17 protein-coding genes and 1 tRNA gene are annotated in these 18,791 nt (G+C 37.4%); 10 read left to right on the plus strand and 8 right to left on the minus strand.

The window, feature by feature from the left end; translation table 11 throughout:
- Positions 1-13: 13 nt before the first annotated feature.
- Positions 14-1,255 carry a 2-oxoglutarate dehydrogenase complex dihydrolipoyllysine-residue succinyltransferase gene (odhB, locus tag ACN0TV_RS14610; protein WP_417363713.1) on the plus strand — a complete coding sequence of 414 codons (1,242 nt, stop codon included), beginning with the start codon at positions 14-16 and terminating at the stop codon, positions 1,253-1,255.
- A gap of 419 nt (positions 1,256-1,674) precedes the next feature.
- Here odhB and ACN0TV_RS14615 read toward each other — a convergent pair whose 3' ends face one another.
- Positions 1,675-2,115 (minus strand): aspartyl protease family protein, encoded by a 441-nt coding sequence (locus ACN0TV_RS14615; RefSeq protein ID WP_417363714.1) that lies wholly within the window; start codon positions 2,113-2,115, stop codon positions 1,675-1,677.
- A 50-nt stretch (positions 2,116-2,165) separates the two neighbouring features.
- On the opposite strand from ACN0TV_RS14615, the gene ACN0TV_RS14620 reads away from it, so the two are divergent.
- The 9 genes from ACN0TV_RS14620 (at position 2,166) to ACN0TV_RS14660 (ending at position 8,634) form a co-directional block, all read left to right on the plus strand.
- Complete coding sequence (locus tag ACN0TV_RS14620; protein WP_417363716.1) at positions 2,166-2,933, plus strand: TatD family hydrolase; 768 nt, start codon at positions 2,166-2,168, stop codon at positions 2,931-2,933.
- Positions 2,934-2,992: 59 nt separating this feature from the next.
- Positions 2,993-4,129: a 1-acyl-sn-glycerol-3-phosphate acyltransferase gene (locus tag ACN0TV_RS14625; RefSeq protein WP_417363718.1), complete on the plus strand. Its 1,137-nt coding sequence runs from the start codon at positions 2,993-2,995 to the stop codon at positions 4,127-4,129.
- The gene (locus tag ACN0TV_RS14630) at positions 4,119-5,138 is read left to right on the plus strand and encodes an asparaginase (protein WP_417363720.1); all 1,020 of its coding nucleotides are present in this window, start codon (positions 4,119-4,121) and stop codon (positions 5,136-5,138) included. Before ACN0TV_RS14625 ends, ACN0TV_RS14630 begins: the two co-directional genes overlap by 11 nt.
- A 70-nt stretch (positions 5,139-5,208) precedes the next feature.
- A tRNA-Ser gene (locus tag ACN0TV_RS14635) sits at positions 5,209-5,296 on the plus strand.
- A gap of 75 nt (positions 5,297-5,371) precedes the next feature.
- Positions 5,372-6,184, plus strand: a complete 813-nt coding sequence (locus tag ACN0TV_RS14640) for a MotA/TolQ/ExbB proton channel family protein (protein ID WP_417363722.1) — start codon at positions 5,372-5,374, stop codon at positions 6,182-6,184.
- 41 nt (positions 6,185-6,225) lie between these two features.
- Complete coding sequence (locus ACN0TV_RS14645) at positions 6,226-6,669, plus strand: hypothetical protein (protein WP_417363724.1); 444 nt, start codon at positions 6,226-6,228, stop codon at positions 6,667-6,669.
- Positions 6,670-6,679: 10 nt separating this feature from the next.
- Positions 6,680-7,303 carry an ExbD/TolR family protein gene (locus ACN0TV_RS14650; RefSeq protein ID WP_417363726.1) on the plus strand — a complete coding sequence of 208 codons (624 nt, stop codon included), beginning with the start codon at positions 6,680-6,682 and terminating at the stop codon, positions 7,301-7,303.
- 17 nt (positions 7,304-7,320) lie between these two features.
- Entirely contained in the window at positions 7,321-7,803 is a 483-nt protein-coding gene (locus ACN0TV_RS14655) for an ExbD/TolR family protein (RefSeq protein ID WP_417363728.1), read from the plus strand.
- Positions 7,804-7,923: 120 nt separating this feature from the next.
- Positions 7,924-8,634, plus strand: coding sequence for a porin family protein (locus ACN0TV_RS14660; RefSeq protein ID WP_417363730.1), 711 nt, complete (start codon positions 7,924-7,926; stop codon positions 8,632-8,634).
- Between the two features lie 10 nt (positions 8,635-8,644).
- On the opposite strand, the gene ACN0TV_RS14665 is transcribed toward ACN0TV_RS14660, so the two are convergent.
- The 7 genes from ACN0TV_RS14665 to pyrH form a co-directional block, all read right to left on the minus strand.
- Positions 8,645-9,202 carry a hypothetical protein gene (locus tag ACN0TV_RS14665; RefSeq protein WP_417363732.1) on the minus strand — a complete coding sequence of 186 codons (558 nt, stop codon included), beginning with the start codon at positions 9,200-9,202 and terminating at the stop codon, positions 8,645-8,647.
- A gap of 47 nt (positions 9,203-9,249) precedes the next feature.
- A complete protein-coding gene (rpoN, locus tag ACN0TV_RS14670; RefSeq protein WP_417363734.1) occupies positions 9,250-10,710 on the minus strand; it encodes an RNA polymerase factor sigma-54 in 1,461 nt (486 codons plus the stop codon).
- Positions 10,711-10,806: 96 nt separating this feature from the next.
- Positions 10,807-12,240, minus strand: a complete 1,434-nt coding sequence (gene asnS, locus ACN0TV_RS14675; RefSeq protein ID WP_417363736.1) for an asparagine--tRNA ligase — start codon at positions 12,238-12,240, stop codon at positions 10,807-10,809.
- Between the two features lie 345 nt (positions 12,241-12,585).
- Positions 12,586-14,985 carry an efflux RND transporter permease subunit gene (locus tag ACN0TV_RS14680; RefSeq protein ID WP_417363738.1) on the minus strand — a complete coding sequence of 800 codons (2,400 nt, stop codon included), beginning with the start codon at positions 14,983-14,985 and terminating at the stop codon, positions 12,586-12,588.
- Between the two features lie 45 nt (positions 14,986-15,030).
- Positions 15,031-17,337 (minus strand): DUF5686 family protein, encoded by a 2,307-nt coding sequence (locus tag ACN0TV_RS14685; protein WP_417363740.1) that lies wholly within the window; start codon positions 17,335-17,337, stop codon positions 15,031-15,033.
- Between the two features lie 103 nt (positions 17,338-17,440).
- On the minus strand, positions 17,441-17,995 hold the full coding sequence (frr, locus tag ACN0TV_RS14690) for a ribosome recycling factor (RefSeq protein WP_417363742.1): 555 nt from the start codon (positions 17,993-17,995) through the stop codon (positions 17,441-17,443).
- Between the two features lie 44 nt (positions 17,996-18,039).
- A complete protein-coding gene (pyrH, locus tag ACN0TV_RS14695; RefSeq protein ID WP_417363743.1) occupies positions 18,040-18,750 on the minus strand; it encodes a UMP kinase in 711 nt (236 codons plus the stop codon).
- Between the last annotated feature and the right edge of the window lie 41 nt (positions 18,751-18,791).

An 18,791-nucleotide genomic window follows, 5' to 3' on the forward strand; every position in this document is an offset into this window, starting at 1 on the left:
AAAATAAAGAACAATGGTTTTAGAGATGAAAGTTCCCTCACCAGGGGAGTCCATTACAGAGGTAGAGATTGCAGAATGGTTGGTGCAGGATGGAGATTATGTTGAAAAAGATCAAGCAATAGCTGAGGTTGACTCAGATAAGGCAACTCTTGAACTCCCTGCGGAAGCAAGTGGAATTATTACATTAAAGGCAGAAGAAGGTGATGCAGTAGCCGTTGGAGAAGTGGTTTGTCTCATAGATACTTCGGCAGCTAAGCCAGATGGTGCCGCAGCCAAAAAAGAAGATAAAGCAGAGCAAACAGAGACTGAAGCTCCAAAAGAAGAGGTTAAGGTAACGCGAAAAGAGGTTGAGAAGCCTGCTGCTAAAGCGTCAACTTATGCTACGGGAACGGCTAGTCCTGCAGCTAAAAAAGTACTTAGTGAAAAAGGAATAGAGCCTAAAGATGTTCAAGGAACTGGAAAAGATGGACGAATCACCAAAGGGGATGCCATTAACGCAGTGCCATCTATGGGGACACCTGGATCTGCTAGCAGAACATCACAGCGCTCAAAACTTTCTATGTTGCGTAGAAAAGTAGCAGAACGTCTTGTTTCTGTAAAGAACGAGACTGCTATGCTGACTACGTTTAACGAAGTGGACATGAGTCCAATATTTAAATTAAGAGATCAATATAAGGAAGAGTTTAAAGCCAAACATAACGTAGGCTTAGGCTTTATGAGTTTCTTTACTAAAGCAGTGGTAAGAGCACTTGAGCAATTCCCGGCGGTGAACTCTATGATCGATGGTAAAGAAATGATCAGCTATGATTTCTGTGATATCAGTATTGCAGTTTCTGGTCCTAAAGGTCTTATGGTTCCTGTGGTAAGAAACGCTGAGAATTTAAGCTTTAGAGGAATTGAATCTGAAATAAAACGATTGGCATTACGCGTAAGGGATGGTGAGATCACTGTAGATGAGATGACTGGAGGAACCTTCACCATTACAAATGGTGGTGTGTTTGGTTCTATGTTATCCACTCCTATTATTAACCCACCACAGAGTGCCATTCTTGGAATGCACAATATTGTTGAGCGTCCAATAGTAAGAGATGGAGGTATAGCTATAGCACCTATTATGTATGTAGCATTATCTTATGATCATAGAATTATTGATGGTAAAGAATCTGTAGGGTTCTTAGTAGCTGTAAAAGAAGCTCTAGAGAATCCAGAGGAACTACTTATGGATGGCAATGTTAAAAGAGCATTGGAGTTATAAAATAGTAGCCCATTAATCGTTGTCGGTTAAACACGGTATTAAAAACGCCCAGACTACATATGTTAAGTAGTACTGGGCGTTTTAACGTAGGCCAGTGAATTAATTAACTGTTGTATGTTTTACAAGATAAACAGTAGAAGAATATTGATTAGGAATGTGATTATGATCAAGCATAGAATACTGCTTGTGAGTATGCGATCTTGATTTCTGATAATGTGAAGGTGGTGGTCGGCTGTGGTTTTCATGACTTGTTGTTTAATTTGCTGATGTAAAGTTGCAACAAATCGAAGTAGTTGTCAACAGGGAAAATCACCCTATTTTAAGGGGGATATCGAGCTGATCTAAGGGAAATATACAGTTTCAACCTATATATCATATAGTCCAATAAACACCTTTATAAGATGTTGTATTGCTCTTTTTTATATCTTTAAGAAGAGCGCCCTCTTCTGATAATCGATAATAGCCTTTGATTTTTTTAAAATATCTGCACCTATAATTCCGTGAACAGGAAGTGCCTCATGTCTGGTTAGTGCATTGTTGACATGAGTGAGATCGAATAAGACAATTTTGATCTTTTTCCGCGACCATTTTGAGATTACAATACTATTTCTCTTGGAAATATGAGTCAACATATTGGAGGCTCCTGCACCTGAAGCCTTGATTTCGGACTCTTGGGTGCTGAGGTTAAAATGATCAATGCTGTCTAGGCCAATGCAAGTACTAGATGCTCCTGTATCCAGGATAAAGCGACCTTCAATGTCATTTATTTTTGCAAGCATTTCCAGGTGATTTGTTTTGGTGAGTGTTAGGGGTACTCTGATATATCCTTTGGTATTTAGGAATTTTTTTAAACTTTGCATTCTATTTGATTTTATACAAATATAGCCGTTTAAACTGTTATTTTTGCAGCATGATTTTAACAGATACGCATACACATTTATACAGCGAATCCTTTGATGAGGACAGAGACCAAATGATTCAACGTGCTTTGGATTTAGGAATCAAACGTTTTTTTATACCGGCTATTGATTCTACATACAACCAAGGGATGTTTGATTTAAAACAGCGCTATCCTGAGTATGTTCATTTAATGACAGGTCTTCATCCGACACATGTCAAGGAAAATTATGATCAGGAGCTTGAGGTGGTAAAAAACCTTTTGAAACAAGGTTCATTTGTCGCAGTTGGAGAAATTGGGATCGATTTATATTGGGATAAAACATTTTTAAAACAGCAACAGTTTGCCTTTAGAGAGCAGATAAAATTAGCCAAACAGTATCAATTGCCTATAGTGATCCATTGTAGAGATGCCTTTGATGAGGTTTTTGAAATTCTAGAAGAAGAAAAGGGTAAGGATTTATTTGGGATCTTTCACTGTTTCACAGGAACCTTTGAGCAGGCTAAACTGGCCATATCCTATCAAATGAAACTTGGAATTGGTGGCGTTTCCACTTTTAAAAATGGTAAAATCGATCAATTTTTAGATCAAATAGAGATTTCGAACATTGTTCTTGAAACTGATTCTCCGTATTTAGCGCCGGTCCCGTATAGGGGAAAACGTAATGAAAGTGCGTATTTAATTGAGGTAGCGGCGAGGCTTGCTGCACTATATCAAATTCCTATCGAGCAAGTTGCCCAAATAACTACGGACAACTCAAAACAAGTTTTTGGAGTTTAATGCTAGTTTGAAAATTTAATCGACTAAATTTTGTTCCTTTGTCAAAAAGTTAGACAGAAGTGATTACTATTGATGATATTCGGCCTTATTTAGATGACGAGGTAAATGACGCACTTGAAAAAGGGCTGGGTCATCCTATGATTCAGGCTTTGTTACAATTTACATTTCCGGATAAATCCTGGGATGAAATCTATGAATTAGTACGCTCTTGTAACTCTATTCAAGATTTTCAATCTAAGATCATATATGCGAGTGTCCGCATGGTTATCGATAAAAGTTCGGAAGGTTTTACCACCTCAGGCTTCGATAAGTTGGATCCTAATCAGACTTATTTATATATCAGCAACCATAGGGACATTATACTTGATACGTCACTTTTAAACGTTGCGCTATTAGATAATGGACTTGTTATGACCGCATCGGCTATAGGCAATAACCTTGTCAAGAAGCCATTTTTGATGGAATTAGCTAAGTTGAACAGGAGTTTTCTCATTATGAGGGATCTTCCGCCAAGAGAGATGTTGAAAGCCTCTAAAATGGTTTCTCAGTATATAAGAGATTTATTGGAAAAAGACGATAGATCGGTTTGGATTGCGCAAAGAGAAGGCAGGACAAAAGATGGCAATGACCTCACTCAACAAGGGGTACTTAAAATGATTGCTCTAGCGCACAACGAACTATCAGTGATGGATTATTTTAAGAAATTAAGGATCGTTCCTGTGTCTATCTCATATGAATTTGATCCTACAGATATATTGAAGATTCCTGAATTGATGGCCAAACATCATGATATTGAATATGTAAAGTCAAATAATGAGGATTTTAATAGTATTCTCAAAGGAGCTACTGGTCATAAGAAGCGAATTCATATCACAGCTGGAACGGTAATGGAGGCTGAATTGGACAGCATTGGTCAAAGCGGAGAAACGCTAAATAAGCAGTATCAGCTGTTGGCGGATGTAATCGACAATAAAATTCACAAAAACTATCATCTTTGGCCTTCTAATTATATGGCCTATGATATGTTGAATAAGGTGGATACCTTCAAGGATAAATACAGTGAAAAGGAAATGCGGCAATTTCAACGCAGAATTCACCGACGGGTTGAGGACAACAATGAAATAGCGCTTCAAAACTTCTTGCTCATGTATGCCAATCCTGTAGTCAATCAGCTAAATCAAGAACATGCAGGCTAAAATTCTGTTGATATATACTGGAGGAACCATAGGAATGGTGAAGGACTTTGAAACAGGTGAACTTCGCGCTTTTGATTTCGATCAATTGCTAAGCAGAATTCCTGAACTTACACAACTGGATTGCGATATCCAAAGCATGTCCTTTGAATCACCCATCGATTCTTCCAATATGAATCCAGATTGTTGGGTTAAATTGGCAGAAATAATAGAAGATAATTATCATCAATTTGATGGCTTTGTTATTTTACATGGGAGTGATACGATGAGTTATTCTTCCTCTGCATTGAGTTTTATGCTTGAGAACCTGTCCAAGCCTGTAATTTTTACTGGATCACAACTCCCTATTGGGGATTTGAGAACCGATGCAAAAGAAAATTTAATTACCTCCATTCAAATTGCATCCCTACAAAAAAATGGTGAATCTATTATCAAAGAGGTTTGTTTGTATTTTGAATACAAATTGTATCGTGCTAACCGCACAACAAAGATTAATGCAGAGCACTTTGAGGCATTTACCTCTTTGAATTATCCAACGCTTGCTGAGAGTGGAGTGCATTTAAGGGTTCACGAGGAATATTTGCTAAAACCAAACAAAAAACAGTTAAAAGTCCATAAAAATCTTGATCCCAATATCGCTTTAATAAAATTGTTCCCCGGAATCACCGAAAATACCCTAAATTGCATTCTTACTAACCCAAAAATTAAAGCAATTGTATTAGAAACCTATGGAGCTGGTAATGCTCCGACCGCAGAATGGTTTGAAAAAGCGTTAAAAAATGCGATTGAATCTGGTAAAATAATTGTAAATATTACACAATGTTCAGGTGGAAGCGTCATAATGGGTCGTTATGAGACCAGTTCTCACCTAAAAAATTTAGGAATTATTAGCGGAAAAGACATTACAACGGAGGCTGCACTTGCCAAGCTTATGTTTTTGTTGGGTAGTAATATTGAGCCTAAAGTGTTCAAAACCATATATGAAGCCTCATTAAGAGGAGAAATGAGTTAAAATTAACTACATATATTTTAACAACTAAAAAAAAATTCGTTATTTGGCGCCTTAAAGCTATTGATATTACAGAGAGGTGGCCGAGTGGTCGAAGGCGCACGCCTGGAAAGTGTGTATACGTCACAAGCGTATCGAGGGTTCGAATCCCTTCCTCTCTGCTGTAGTTTTAATGTTTAATAACATTTTTTTTTTATATTTAACCCTATTAACGAACAAATTTAAGTTTAGAAGAAATGAAAAAACTATTCTCTATTCTGGCTATCGCTGGATTATTGGCTTTTAATGCAACTACAGCCAACGCTAAGGAGTTGACTCCTGAAGGTCCTGAACAAATTTCAGAAATTGTTGCTTTTCATGGTGCTACAACAGCATTCGTACAAGATGACGCTGCTTCTGCTGCGACTGAAGAAACTTCACCAAGTTTTCACCAAGTTTTAAAAGATAAATTTATTGAAGGTGGTGCAGGCTTTATGGGTATTGTACTATTGTGTTTGATTCTTGGTTTAGCTGTAGCTATTGAAAGAATTATTTTCTTGAACATGGCAACTACAAACACTAACAAACTAGCACAACAAATTGAAGATGCTTTGGCTTCTGGAGGTGTTGAAGCTGCTAAAGAAGTTTGTAGAAACACTAAAGGTCCAGTTGCTTCTATCTACTATCAAGGTCTTGACAGAGTTGACGAAGGTATTGACGCAGCTGAAAAAGCAGTTGTTGCTTATGGTGGAGTTCAAATGGGTCAATTAGAGAAAAATGTTTCTTGGTTGTCTTTATTCATCGCTATCGCACCGATGCTTGGTTTCATGGGAACAGTAATCGGGATGATTCAGGCATTTGATAAAATTAGTGCTGCTGGTGGACTTGACGCATCTTTGATCGCAGGTGATATTCAGGTAGCATTATTGACTACAGTATTTGGTCTTATCGTGGCTATTATTCTACAGGTGTTCTACAACTATATTATCGCTAAAATCGATAGTATCATCAACAGTATGGAAGATGCTTCTATTACTTTAGTTGATTTGTTAGTATCGCACAAGAAATAAGAGTATAACACTGATTTAAAGATCAATTAAATTAAAAAATTATGTATAAAATAGCTAAAATTATAGCAATTATACTTGGAGTGGTCGGATTGATCCTTTGGGTGCTAATTGCTAGAGCTGATAGCGATGTGGTAGCACAGTCTGGTAGTAGCGCCAACAATGTTGTTGGTTTAATGCTTACTTTGGGCGTTTGGACTACTATTATTGTTGCCATTGCTACATTGTTATTTTCTTTGGTAGGACTTGCATCGGAACCAGCTAAACTCAAAAAAGCGCTACTTTCAGTTGGTGTTTTTGCGGTGGTTGCTTTGATAAGTTACTTGCTTGCTACTTCTGATGGATTTGACTTTGATAAAATGGCGGATAAAGGTATCTCAGTCTCAACGGGAACCGTTAAATTGGTTGACGCGGGATTATGGACATTTTATATTCTTGCTGTATTGGCAGTGTTAGCCATGGTTCTAGGAAGTTTTAAAAAACAATAAATAAGTAATTATGGGAAGAAATAGAAATGCACCACCAGAGGTGAATGCAGGGTCGATGGCAGATATCGCATTTTTACTTCTGATCTTTTTCTTGGTAACGACTACCATAGAAACTGACTCGGGGTTAGATCGTAAATTACCACCTATTGAACCGCCAGAAAATCCGCCTGTTATTAGGCAGAAAAATATCTTCACCGTGGTTGTCAATAAAGACAATCAGTTATTTGTTGAGGAAGAGTTAATGGAGCTTAAAGACTTGAGAGCTGCTGCTGTTGATTTTTTAGATAACGGTGGTGGAGTAGGTCAGGATGGTGAGGCATGTGATTATTGTCAAGGGTCCAGAGATCCTGAATCTTCAGATCATCCATCTAAAGCGATTATTTCATTGCAGAATGACAGGTTGACGGAATACGGAACTTATATTGCGGTTCAGAATGAATTAGTTGGAGCATATAATGAGCTAAGAAATCGTGAAGGGGAGCGTTTATACGGAAAGACCTTTACCGATATGAATACGCTTTTTTTAGATCCAAAAACACCGGATGATGTCAAGGATGACTTGAAGCCTAAGTTGGAGAAAATCCAGGAGATGTATCCTCAGAAATTATCTGAAGCAGAACCAAAGACTAATTAAAACTAGTACAATCTATTATGGCAAAGTTCAATAAGAAAAAACAAGGGGATTTACCAGCGGTTTCAACCGCATCATTGCCGGATATCGTTTTCATGTTGCTGTTTTTCTTCATGACGGTAACCTCAATGAAGGATAGTTCTCTTATGATCAAAAATGAATTGCCTTATGCAGATCAGGTTCAAACGCTTGACAAAAAGGATAGGGTGATATATATTTATGCAGGAAAACCTAGCGCACGTTACCAAGATCAATTTGGTAATCTACCAAAAATTCAACTTAACGATAAGTTCGCTAATGTTGATGAGGTGGCTAACTATGTACTTGCAGAAAGAGCTTCAAAGCGAGAGGAGTTACAAAATGTACTTACTACAGCTTTGAAAGTAGATTATGAGACCAATATGGGTCTTGTGTCTGATATAAAACAAGAGTTAAGAAAAGTCAATGCACTTAAAATTAACTATACAACTAGAAGTGGTAGTGCTTTTGAGAATGTAAAATAAGTAGTTCTATTTCATATAAACTTATGTTTAAAAAACGCTTCTGATTTCAGAAGCGTTTTTTATTAATTTTACAATGACGTTAGCTAAGATGATTTATTTTGTCCTAATCGAAATTGACATATGATTTTAAAATCCTATAAACACCTAGTATTTGCATTGTTCTTCCTTTGTGGTGGATGGCTCTGGGCACAACAAGATACTATCGTTATTGTAGATCCTGATGCAAAATATTTCGAGGATCAATTCTACTTTGGGGTGAATTACAATGTGCTAGTTGGAGCACCCAAAGGAATTAGCCAAAATAGTTTTTCTTCAGGTATTATGGGCGGTTTTATCAAAGACTTTCCATTGAATAAAAGAAGAAATGTCGGTTTTGGTCTTGGGGTGGGCTTGTCCATCAATACTATTTATAGTGATCTGATGGCTACTAAAAACGACAATGGTACCATTAGCTATCAAGAAGTACCTGAAGATGTTGATTACAATAGAAATAAGCTAACCATGCATTTTGTGGAGTTTCCATTGGAGTTTCGATGGCGTTCCTCTCGAGCTGAAGACTATAGATTCTGGAGAATCTATTCTGGTATTAGACTTCAATACCTTTTTAGTGGCGGTTCAAAGTTTGTTACTGATACTAAACGAATCAGCTTCTCAAATAGTGACATACGAGATTTTCAATACGGAATCTATCTTAGTTTTGGATATAATACCTGGAACTTTTATGCACAATACAATCTTACCAATATCTTCGAAGATGAGCGATATTTGATGGATGGAGAACCCTTGGATATCAATCTTATTAAAGCAGGCTTGATCTTCTACATTTTTTAGGATGGTCTTGCTATAACCACATACTAAATAAGGTAAACTGAGGCAATATACCTATAACGGATCCTATTACTATTTCTGTCACGCTGTGGCGTTCCAAATATAGTCTCGAGGTGGCGACGGCTCCCACACACATTATAAGCACCTCAATTAATACAATAAGGTTTGTTTGGAAATGTATTGAGAGCCCAATTACAAACGTAGTCACGCCCCAAATGCCCATCATGTGCATACTTGCTTTAAAATTCATGTACACTAAGAAAAGGCAGCTTATAAGGGTGCCTAGGACCCCCATAAAAAAGAAATACAGTTCATGTGATATGGAACTCGGTGTAATCTTTACTATAGTGATGTAGGTCACTATAATGCATAGATATAACGGGATTTTGCGTTCATTTATATCGGTGAGATCCTTGTGCGTCACCCAGCCTAAGTTTCTCAATAGCAAATAAAATAAATACGGAATTACAACGGTGATTATTAGAATCCCCAAGAGTACCAATCGTTTGGTTCGCTCTGGTGTATATCGAGGTGATATGAAAAAATAGATCAGCGCACCTGCTAAGGGCATCAGGATAGGGTTAAATAAAAGACTTATGGCCTTTGAAGCAAACCGCATTAGATTTCTTTTCTTAAGCGCGCCACTGGAATACTAAGCTGTTCCCTGTATTTAGCGATCGTTCTACGTGCAATCGGGTATCCTTTACCCTTGAGTATTGCTGCTAGTTTATCATCTGTTAGAGGCTTTCTTTTGTCTTCTTCCAAGATTACCGTTTCTAAAATCTTTTTGATCTCTCTAGTGGATACATCTTCACCTTCATCATTCTTCATTGATTCTGAAAAGAAGTCTTTGATGAGCTTGGTACCATAAGGGGTGTCAACGTATTTGCTGTTGGCAACTCTGGAGACTGTCGATACGTCCATGTCTATGGCCTCAGCAATATCTTTGAGGATCATGGGTTTTAATTTGCGTTCATCCCCAGTTAAAAAATACTCCTGTTGATAATGCATAATACAATTCATGGTGACAAATAAGGTCTCTTGCCTTTGTTTGATGGCTTCAATAAACCATTTAGCAGCATCTAACTTCTGTTTAATAAATAAAACAGCATCCTTGTGAGTTTTTGATTTGATCTTACTGTCTTTATACCCTTTAAGCATATTGTTGTAGGTATGCGATACATGTAAATCAGGCGCATTTCTACCATTCAAACTTAATTCAAGCTCGCCGTCCATAATGCGAATCGTGAAATCCGGAACCACATGTTCTACCATGCGATTACTACCGGCATAGGATCCTCCTGGTTTTGGGTTAAGCCGTTCTATTTCATGAATTGCCTTTCTAAGATCCTCTTCAGTAGTATTGTGTTTTACAATTAGCTTTTCGTAATGCTTTTTGGTGAATTGTTCAAAGGAACGCTCTAAAATATCGGTTGCTAAGACTACTGCATCAGTTGGCTCTTTTCGGTGTAGTTGCAGGAGTAAACACTCTCTGAGGTCCCTCGCACAAACACCGGCAGGATCTAAATGTTGAACAATGAGTAACACTTTTTCAACTTGCTCTTGCTCACTATAAATATTTTGGGTAAACGCTAAATCATCTACGATATCGGCGATTTCCCTACGTATGTATCCACTTTCGTCTACACTGCCGATTAGGAATTCTGCAATTTCACGTTCATTTTCTTTTAAACTAAAGGTGTTGAGCTGATTTAATAAATGTTGATGGAATGAAGTTCCAGCTGCATAAGGTACTGATCTTTCTTCATCGTCACTACTGTAGTTATTTGCTTGTAGTCGGTATTCAGGAATTTCATCATCACTTAGATATTCATCTACATTAATATCCTCTGCATTAATCTTTTCACTATCAAAATCATCTTGGAAATCATCCTCATATTCATCAGAATCATATTCTGAAGATTCTTCTTTACCACTTTCTAAAGCAGGATTCTCTTCGAGTTCTTGTTTGAGACGTTGTTCAAAAGCTTGAGTCGGCAACTGAATCAGTTTCATCAACTGTATCTGCTGCGGCGATAATTTCTGAGATAGTTTAAACTGTAATTGTTGTTTTAGCATTATCCTTCAACCTTGCTTTTTGTATAAATTTAAAAAAACTAGCCTTATGAAGCCAATCCAAAGCTAGTTTTTAATGATAATATACGTTATTTTTAATTAAAACTCAGCATTTTGAGGGGTTCTTGGAAAAGGGATGACGTCTCGTATATTTGACATCCCTGTAGTGAACAACACCAAACGTTCAAATCCAAGTCCAAATCCACTGTGGGTTGCAGTTCCAAATTTTCTCAAATCCATGTACCACCACAACTCTTTTTCGTCTATACCCATCGCTTTTACCTTGTCCTTAAGTACCTCATACCGCTCTTCACGTTGCGATCCTCCAACGATCTCACCAATGCCAGGGAATAGAATATCCATTGCACGTACGGTTTTACCGTCTTCGTTTTGGCGCATATAAAATGCTTTGATATCAGCTGGATAATCAAATAAGATTACTGGAGCTTTAAAATGTTTCTCAACTAAATAACGCTCGTGTTCACTTTGAAGATCCGCTCCCCATTCTTCGATGATATAATTGAACTTTTTCTTTTTGTTGGGTTTTGAATTCTTTAGAATATCTATGGCTTCTGTGTAACTTACTCTTTTAAAGTTGTTTTCAGTGACGAAGCGTAATTTTTCAATGAGTTTCATTTCGCTACGCTCTGCCTGTGGTTTTGATTTTTCTTCTTCAAGTAATCGTCCCTCTAGAAAGTTCAAGTCGTCTGAACAATGTTCTAAGACATAGCTCAATACATTCTTTATAAAATCCTCAGCCAAATCCATATTACCGTCCAAATCCAAAAAGGCAACTTCAGGCTCAATCATCCAAAATTCTGCCAGGTGTCTTGAGGTATTGGAGTTCTCGGCTCTAAAAGTAGGGCCAAAAGTGTAAATCTTTCCTAAGGCCATGGCATAAGCCTCTCCTTCAAGTTGTCCAGAAACTGTTAAATTGGTTTCTTTACCAAAAAAGTCTTCTTTATAATCAACTTCCTTTTGATCGTTTAAAGGTGGGTTTTTAGCATCCAATGTAGTAACTCTGAACATTTCTCCCGCACCTTCTGCATCGGATCCTGTAATGATAGGAGTGTTCACATAGTTAAACCCATGTTCTCTAAAATAGTTATGTACCGCGAAAGATAGGGCAGAACGTACTCGCATAATTGCACCGAAGGTATTGGTGCGAATGCGCAAATGCGCTTTCTCTCTTAAAAATTCAAGAGAATGCTTTTTAGGTTGTATTGGGAATTCTTCCGGATTCGCTATACCTAAAATTTCAATTTCCTTAACTTGAATCTCTACGGATTGACCTCTACCTTGGCTTTCAACCAAAGTTCCTACGATAGATACCGCAGCTCCGGTGTTGAGTTGTTTTAGCACATTTTCAGGGAAGTTTTCATAATCGACTACACACTGAATATTATGGATGGTGGATCCATCATTTAAAGCGATAAAACGATTACTTCTAAAGGTTCTAATCCAACCTTTCACACCAACTTCTTGAAGAAGTTGGTCACTTGATAACAGCTCTTTAATACTTTTTAATTCCATTGTGTAATGCTAACTATAAATAAGGCTGCAAAGATAAAACTTTAAAACTAGATTTAAAGTCAACACCTGAGTTATTAGAAAATTAATGCCGACCATAGATTAATGTGGCAGATATTTATTATTATTTTATTTTAAAAAATTATATTGTAAGAAAAAATTTGTACATTTAACATGATGAGCATATAAAAATCTAGATTTTACTTGTTTTGTAAGGGTATAATAATCTATTTTTGTTTTGTAGGAAATTACCAGTCAATTTGAAGTTGACTTTCGAAAATATTTAAGATTGTAGGTTTGGGGGAACCTTAAAGTCTGTTCGGAACATTATGTTTCGGCAGACTTTTTTTAATTTTTATCCTCCAGTTCCTCGTTGTTTTTTGGAAGTACGTTGATGCTCGGTTTTTTCAATGTTTTCTTGTTTGCAATATTTCTTTCCAAGGCAAGAAGCATAGAAGGTAATACGATAAGGTTGGATAACATCGCAATTAAGAGGGTAAATGAAACAAGTCCTCCAAGTGCTTTAGTTCCTCCAAAACTACTCAACATAAAGACTGAAAACCCAAAAAATAGGACTACTGAGGTGTAAAACATACTGATTCCAGACTCACGAAGGGCTCCGAAGACTGATTTTCGTATGCGCCAATCGTTCTTGATAAGTTCTTGCCTGTACTTGGCTAAAAAATGGATTGTATCATCCACCGATATACCAAAGGCAACACTAAATACTAAAATAGTTGATGGTTTGATAGGGATGCCAAGGAATCCCATCATTCCGGCGGTGATGAGTAATGGCAGTATATTTGGAACCAATGAGATGATAATCATCCTAAAGGATCTGAATAAGTAGGCCATAAGTAATGATATCAAGAATATGGCGAAGCCTAAAGATGTCATAAGGTTCTTGACCAGGTACTTGGTACCTTGCATAAACACTAGAGCCTTCCCGGTAAGAGTAACCTCATAACGATCATCCGGAAGTACTTTGGCGACTTTCTTTTCAACGTCAGCCTTAATTTCTTCCATCTGCTCTGTACCAATATCCTTCATAAAGGTGGTAATTCGAGCGATCTGCCCAGTACTATCCACAAAACTTTTCAGCAAATTAGTGTTGTTGGTAGAGCTTCTAGCGTAGGATAAGATAAAGGCCTTTTCCTGATTATTGGGTAATTGGTAATAATTAGGATTGCCGTTGTAGTATGCTTGTTTGGAATATTTGACCAAGTTCGTCACAGAAATCGGTGACGATAGTTCTGGAATCTCCTTGATAAGTGTTTCTAATTCATCCATTCTTCTTAAAGTGGACAAATTCATTACCCCATTTTTTCGTTTAGTATCTACCATGATTTCGACGGGAAGAATACCATCAAATTCATCTTCGTAGAATTTAATGTCGTCAAAAAACGAAGCATCCTCTGGCATATCTTCTAGCAGACTTCCAGATATTCGAATCTGATAAACCCCTATTATACTTAGGATTATAGCGATTATTACACTGATAAATACAGCAATTCTGTGATGTCGAACCGTGCTTTCCATCCATTTGACAAACTTGCCTATCCAGCGTTTGTTGAGATGTTTGAGGTGTTTGTATTTAGGTGGATACATGAAACTGTACACAATCGGTATGATAAGAATGGAAAGGATAAATATCGCGATGATATTGATAGAGGCCACTATACCGAATTCTTTTAAAAGTGTGCTTTCAGTGATTATGAACGTTGCAAAACCTGCAGCCGTCGTTAGGTTTGTCATCAGGGTTGCATCACCAACTTTCGAAATGACTCGTTGTAATGATTTTGCTTGATTTCCGTGTTTTTGAACTTCTTGTTGGTATTTGTTGATTAGAAATATACAATTGGGGATACCAATCACAATGATAAGAGGTGGAATTAACGCCGTCAAAATGGTAATCTCATAGCCGAGTAGACCCAGAATTCCAAAGGCCCACATCACCCCTATAATCACGACACACATCGAGATGAAGGTGGCCCTGTAGGACCGGAAAAAGAGAAAGAAAATCAGAGATGTAACAAGAAGCGTGGCTCCGATAAACAAACCGATTTCACCAATAATAATATCGGCATTGAGCGATCGGATATACGGCATACCGGAAACTTTAACGTCTATTCCAGTATCTGCTTCAAAATCCTCAATCATAGGGATGAAATTATTCAACACGAAATTCTTTCGAACTGCGGTATTGACAATTTCTTTGTCCATGTAAATCACAGACCGTATCGTTTGTGTCTCTTTGTTGTATAACAAACTTTCATAAAAGGGTAACTTGTGAAAGATTTCATCCTTAATACTGTCGAGCTGTTGTTGTGAGCTTAGTTCCCCTTGAATCAGCGGTGTTAACTCAAATTTTTGTTTCTCAGTATTCTTTACGAGAGTTTGAAGATTGTCAGTAGATAGAATTAGGTCTACCTCAGGTTCTGCTTGAATTTGTTTGCTTAGTTTATTCCATTTGTTGAAATTATCTAAGTCAAAAATGGCGCTATCCTTAATGGCGATGACCATGACATTCCCTTCTTCACCAAAAGTATCTAAAAACTTTTTATAATCTACATTTACTGGATGGTGATCAGGTAAAAGATTCGCCTCGGTATTGGTGAATTGTATATACTTCCATTGTGAAGATAAAAACAAAGTGATTCCAAAAAGGATAAGTAATATTACAATACGATTCCGCAGGATGATTCGAGACGTAGTCCCCCAAAACCCGCTTGTTACTTTCTTGGCCATTTAAAAAATTTTCCGTGCAAAGTTAGAAATCCCCATTGAAGTGTGCTAAAAACCAAGCGTTAAATAATAGGTAAACTTTAAAGAAATGTTATCGTCAAAACTTGGAAGATGGTAAGCGCCATAACGATACATAAAACTTAAGCCGAAACCTTTGAATAATTTATTGACTTCTAATCCGCTTTCCGAATATCCTTTTTCCATGGAGTTGAATTCAATATCATGGTGTTTTTGCATGCCTGCAGTAGATCCAATTCCAAATCGTGATATAAGTGCAAACTCTGGTCTTAACCAAGAGCTAATGTTGAATCTGTTAAAAGTGTGTCTTGCCTGAAAAATGGCATATTTATCAGATAAAAATTCATTGAAATACATGGTTTCAAAACTATTTCTACCCGCTACTGAAAAACGATTTAAAATAGCTTCACCCCCTGGCTGGTTAGGGGATGCATTATAAAGTTCAGTTACCGGAAGGTCACCAAAACTAATGCCTGCAACTACCTGGAAGGAGGTTACCCCTTTGTTTAAAGGCCTCAGTTCATGCATTGCTCTAAGGGCGATTTTTGTATAATTGAGATCACTGTTGATCACATTTTTAAACGCTTGACTGTACTGCAAACTGAATTGCGGATAGTTTTTCTCAATGACAGTTTTTCCCGAATCGCTTTGGAGGTATTTGTTGAAAGGATTCCATTGTATTGAGGCCGTTATGGAACTATTTTGATAATTGTGATAAGATTCTCCATCGTTGGCATAGCTGTATTGGTAAGTTGGCGTTACGTCCTGATAGGAGAGTTGAAATCTGGAATTCAACTTGGGATTAAAATCATGAGTTAAATAGGTACTAACATCTTTGATCTTGTGGAAATATGTCAGATTGAATAAACGGGGTTCGAATAAATAGAAGGCTCGTCCATCAGTTAAAAACGTAAGACTCCCACTTTCTTCCAAATCGTTCTTATGTGTGATTCCGATTCTGGTATCATCATAACGATCAAGCCGTCTTTCAATACCAAAGCCATATTTAAAATCCTTGTCTTTTGTGCCGTAGGCACCATAGGCATGTATGGTGTACTTGTGAGAAAAGTTACTGTTCGTAACTGCGCTCATACCTAGCCTGAAGCCTTCATATCTATTGAATTTAAGCAGTGATTTATAGTCGAAATCAATATAGGATGTGGTGATGTATCCAACCATGAACTTGCGGATAAAGGATAATTTGTTCTCATAATTCCTAGCGCTAGTCAGACTGTCCACGGCCTTATAAGTTTCTATTTCCTTGGCCGTGATTTCTTGTGTTCTATACTGTTTCCAAAAATCTTCGCCTCTATTGCTAGCTACTTTTAAAAGTTCTATGGCCGTTCCACTTCGTTCAATGGTAACCGGTTTATTCAGGTTGATATTAAAATTTGAAGTCTGGGCAACCAAATAGATGTGATTCTTAATATCATCCTGGTTGGTGCTCATTATTGAAGAATCGTTCATTTGCTCACTTGTGGCTACACGAAGTTTTCCAAAGAGGGTAACTGTTTTATCAGTTGTTCCCTTATCTACTCGTATTTTGTTGGCGCTGGGAAACCATATGTTTTGGGTTGGGAAGTAGGTGTATTCTTGTATGGCCTGTAATTCAACCGAAGCGTCTAATTTCGATTCATTTCTTTGGATCGCATAGGTTTCAGCATCGATGTAGAGTACTCCGGGAATACCTACATCTTGTTTGTTTTCCTTTGGAGTGTAGCGTATAATATAATTTTTTCGACCCTGGATCTCTGATACGCCTTCATAGTTAAACAGATAGGTTTGTTTACCTCTACCTCCTAAAGGGCTGGTAAAATCGGTGCCAAATACTTTAATACGTTTGTTGTAGAGTGAAAAGGATTGCATCTCAATAGCGAGCACTTCATATATAGGTTTTTTAAAACCAGCCATATGGATCCCTAGAATGGTTTCTCGTTTTTCCTTTTCTCTGGAATAGGCAAAATTTGAAACCTTTTCCATGATATATAGGTGTGATTTTTCCAATTGCTTTTTGATGATGTAATTGGTAGAGTCAATCTTTTTGAACTTTAATCGGTTTCTTTTGCGTTTGAAGATAGAGTCCACAGTACCGTTAATAGCCTCACTGTTAGCGCTAACTATTGCCTTGGTGTAACTGTTGTAGCTGTAGGTGTTTAAAATAGCATCAGGATCATTCTGTGGCTTATTCTTTATGACTCGTCCGATGATCTCATTGGCTAGACTATCCCTGTTTACAGATTGTAGGTCACTATCACCAATGGAGGAGCCAGAAGAATGCTGAGCCATGCAGCTCAACAGGCCAATCCAATAAAAAATAAAAAGAAATATGTCTTTCATCTGAGCTATTTACCTTTATTCCTTTGGGGCTGTAATGTTACGAAAAAAGAAAGCGACTTGTAAAAGTCGCCTATAGTTTTATGAAAGTTTAACGCTAGGAGCATTAAACAGTCATAATCTCTTTTTCTTTAACCGCCAATGCTTCATCAGTTTTTTTAATGTAGATATCAGTTAGTTTCTGAATATCGGTTTCAGCTTTAGTTCTTACATCTTCAGAAGCCTCTAATTTTTTAATGTCCTTATTCGCATCTTGTCTAGCGTTACGAATAGAAACTTTGGCATCCTCTGTTTCTGATTTGGCTTGTTTGACCAAATCTTTACGACGCTCCTCTGTAAGCGGTGGGACATTTATAATGACCATTTCACCATTGTTCATTGGATTGAATCCAAGATTTGCAATCATGATACCTCTTTCGATTTCATGAAGCATAGCTTTTTCCCACGGTTGAATGGAGATAGTCCTACCGTCAGGGGTGTTTATGTTTGCGATCTGTGGTAGCGGTGTCGGCGATCCGTAATAATCTACCATTACACTTGCAACCATTGCCGGACTTGCTTTACCTGCTCTAATATTACCAAATTCTTTTTCGAGATGTGCTAAGGAATCTTCCATTGATTCTTTAGTAGCATCCATAATAAAATTGATTTCTTCGTTCATAACTATTGAATTTTAAAATAGTTGTAAAATTTCTAATATACTATTTAGGATAGGTTCACTCTAGTCCCTATTTTTTCACCGGAAACCAATTTTAACAGGTTGCCGGGTTTATTCATGTCGAATACCACAATTGGCAATTCGTTTTCATGACTCAATGTAAATGCAGTGGTGTCCATGACCTGTAATCCTTTTTGAAGGACATCCTTAAAGGTGATGTTATCAAATTTAGTTGCATCCTTATCCTTTTCTGGATCGGCAGTATAGATACCATCTACTCTTGTGCCTTTTAATATAACATCTGCATTGATTTCAATAGCGCGCAATGCGGCTGCTGAATCTGTAGTAAAATATGGGTTTCCAGTTCCACCACCAAAGATGACGACTCTGCCTTTTTCCAAATGACGTAGTGCACGTCTTCGTATGAAAGGTTCCGCTACTTCGTTTATTTTAATAGCAGATTGTAGTCTAGTTTGTATGCCTTCATCTTCCAGAGCGGATTGTAAGGCGAGTCCATTGATCACCGTTGCAAGCATACCCATGTGATCTCCTTGCACTCTGTCCATTCCATTGCTCGCACCTGCAAGACCTCTAAATATGTTTCCTCCGCCAATAACAACGGCTACCTGAACGCCCTGATCAACAACTGACTTAATTTCTTCTGCGTAGATTTTTAGTCGTTTTGGGTCAATTCCGTATTGTCGCTCACCCATTAGGGCTTCACCGCTTAATTTAAGGAGAATTCTTTTGTATTGCATGTTCGTTTGTTGAAGGATATTAAATATATATTTTCGAAGCA

The organism is Galbibacter sp. (assembly GCF_048266365.1).
Classification (GTDB): Bacteria; Bacteroidota; Bacteroidia; order Flavobacteriales; family Flavobacteriaceae; genus Galbibacter.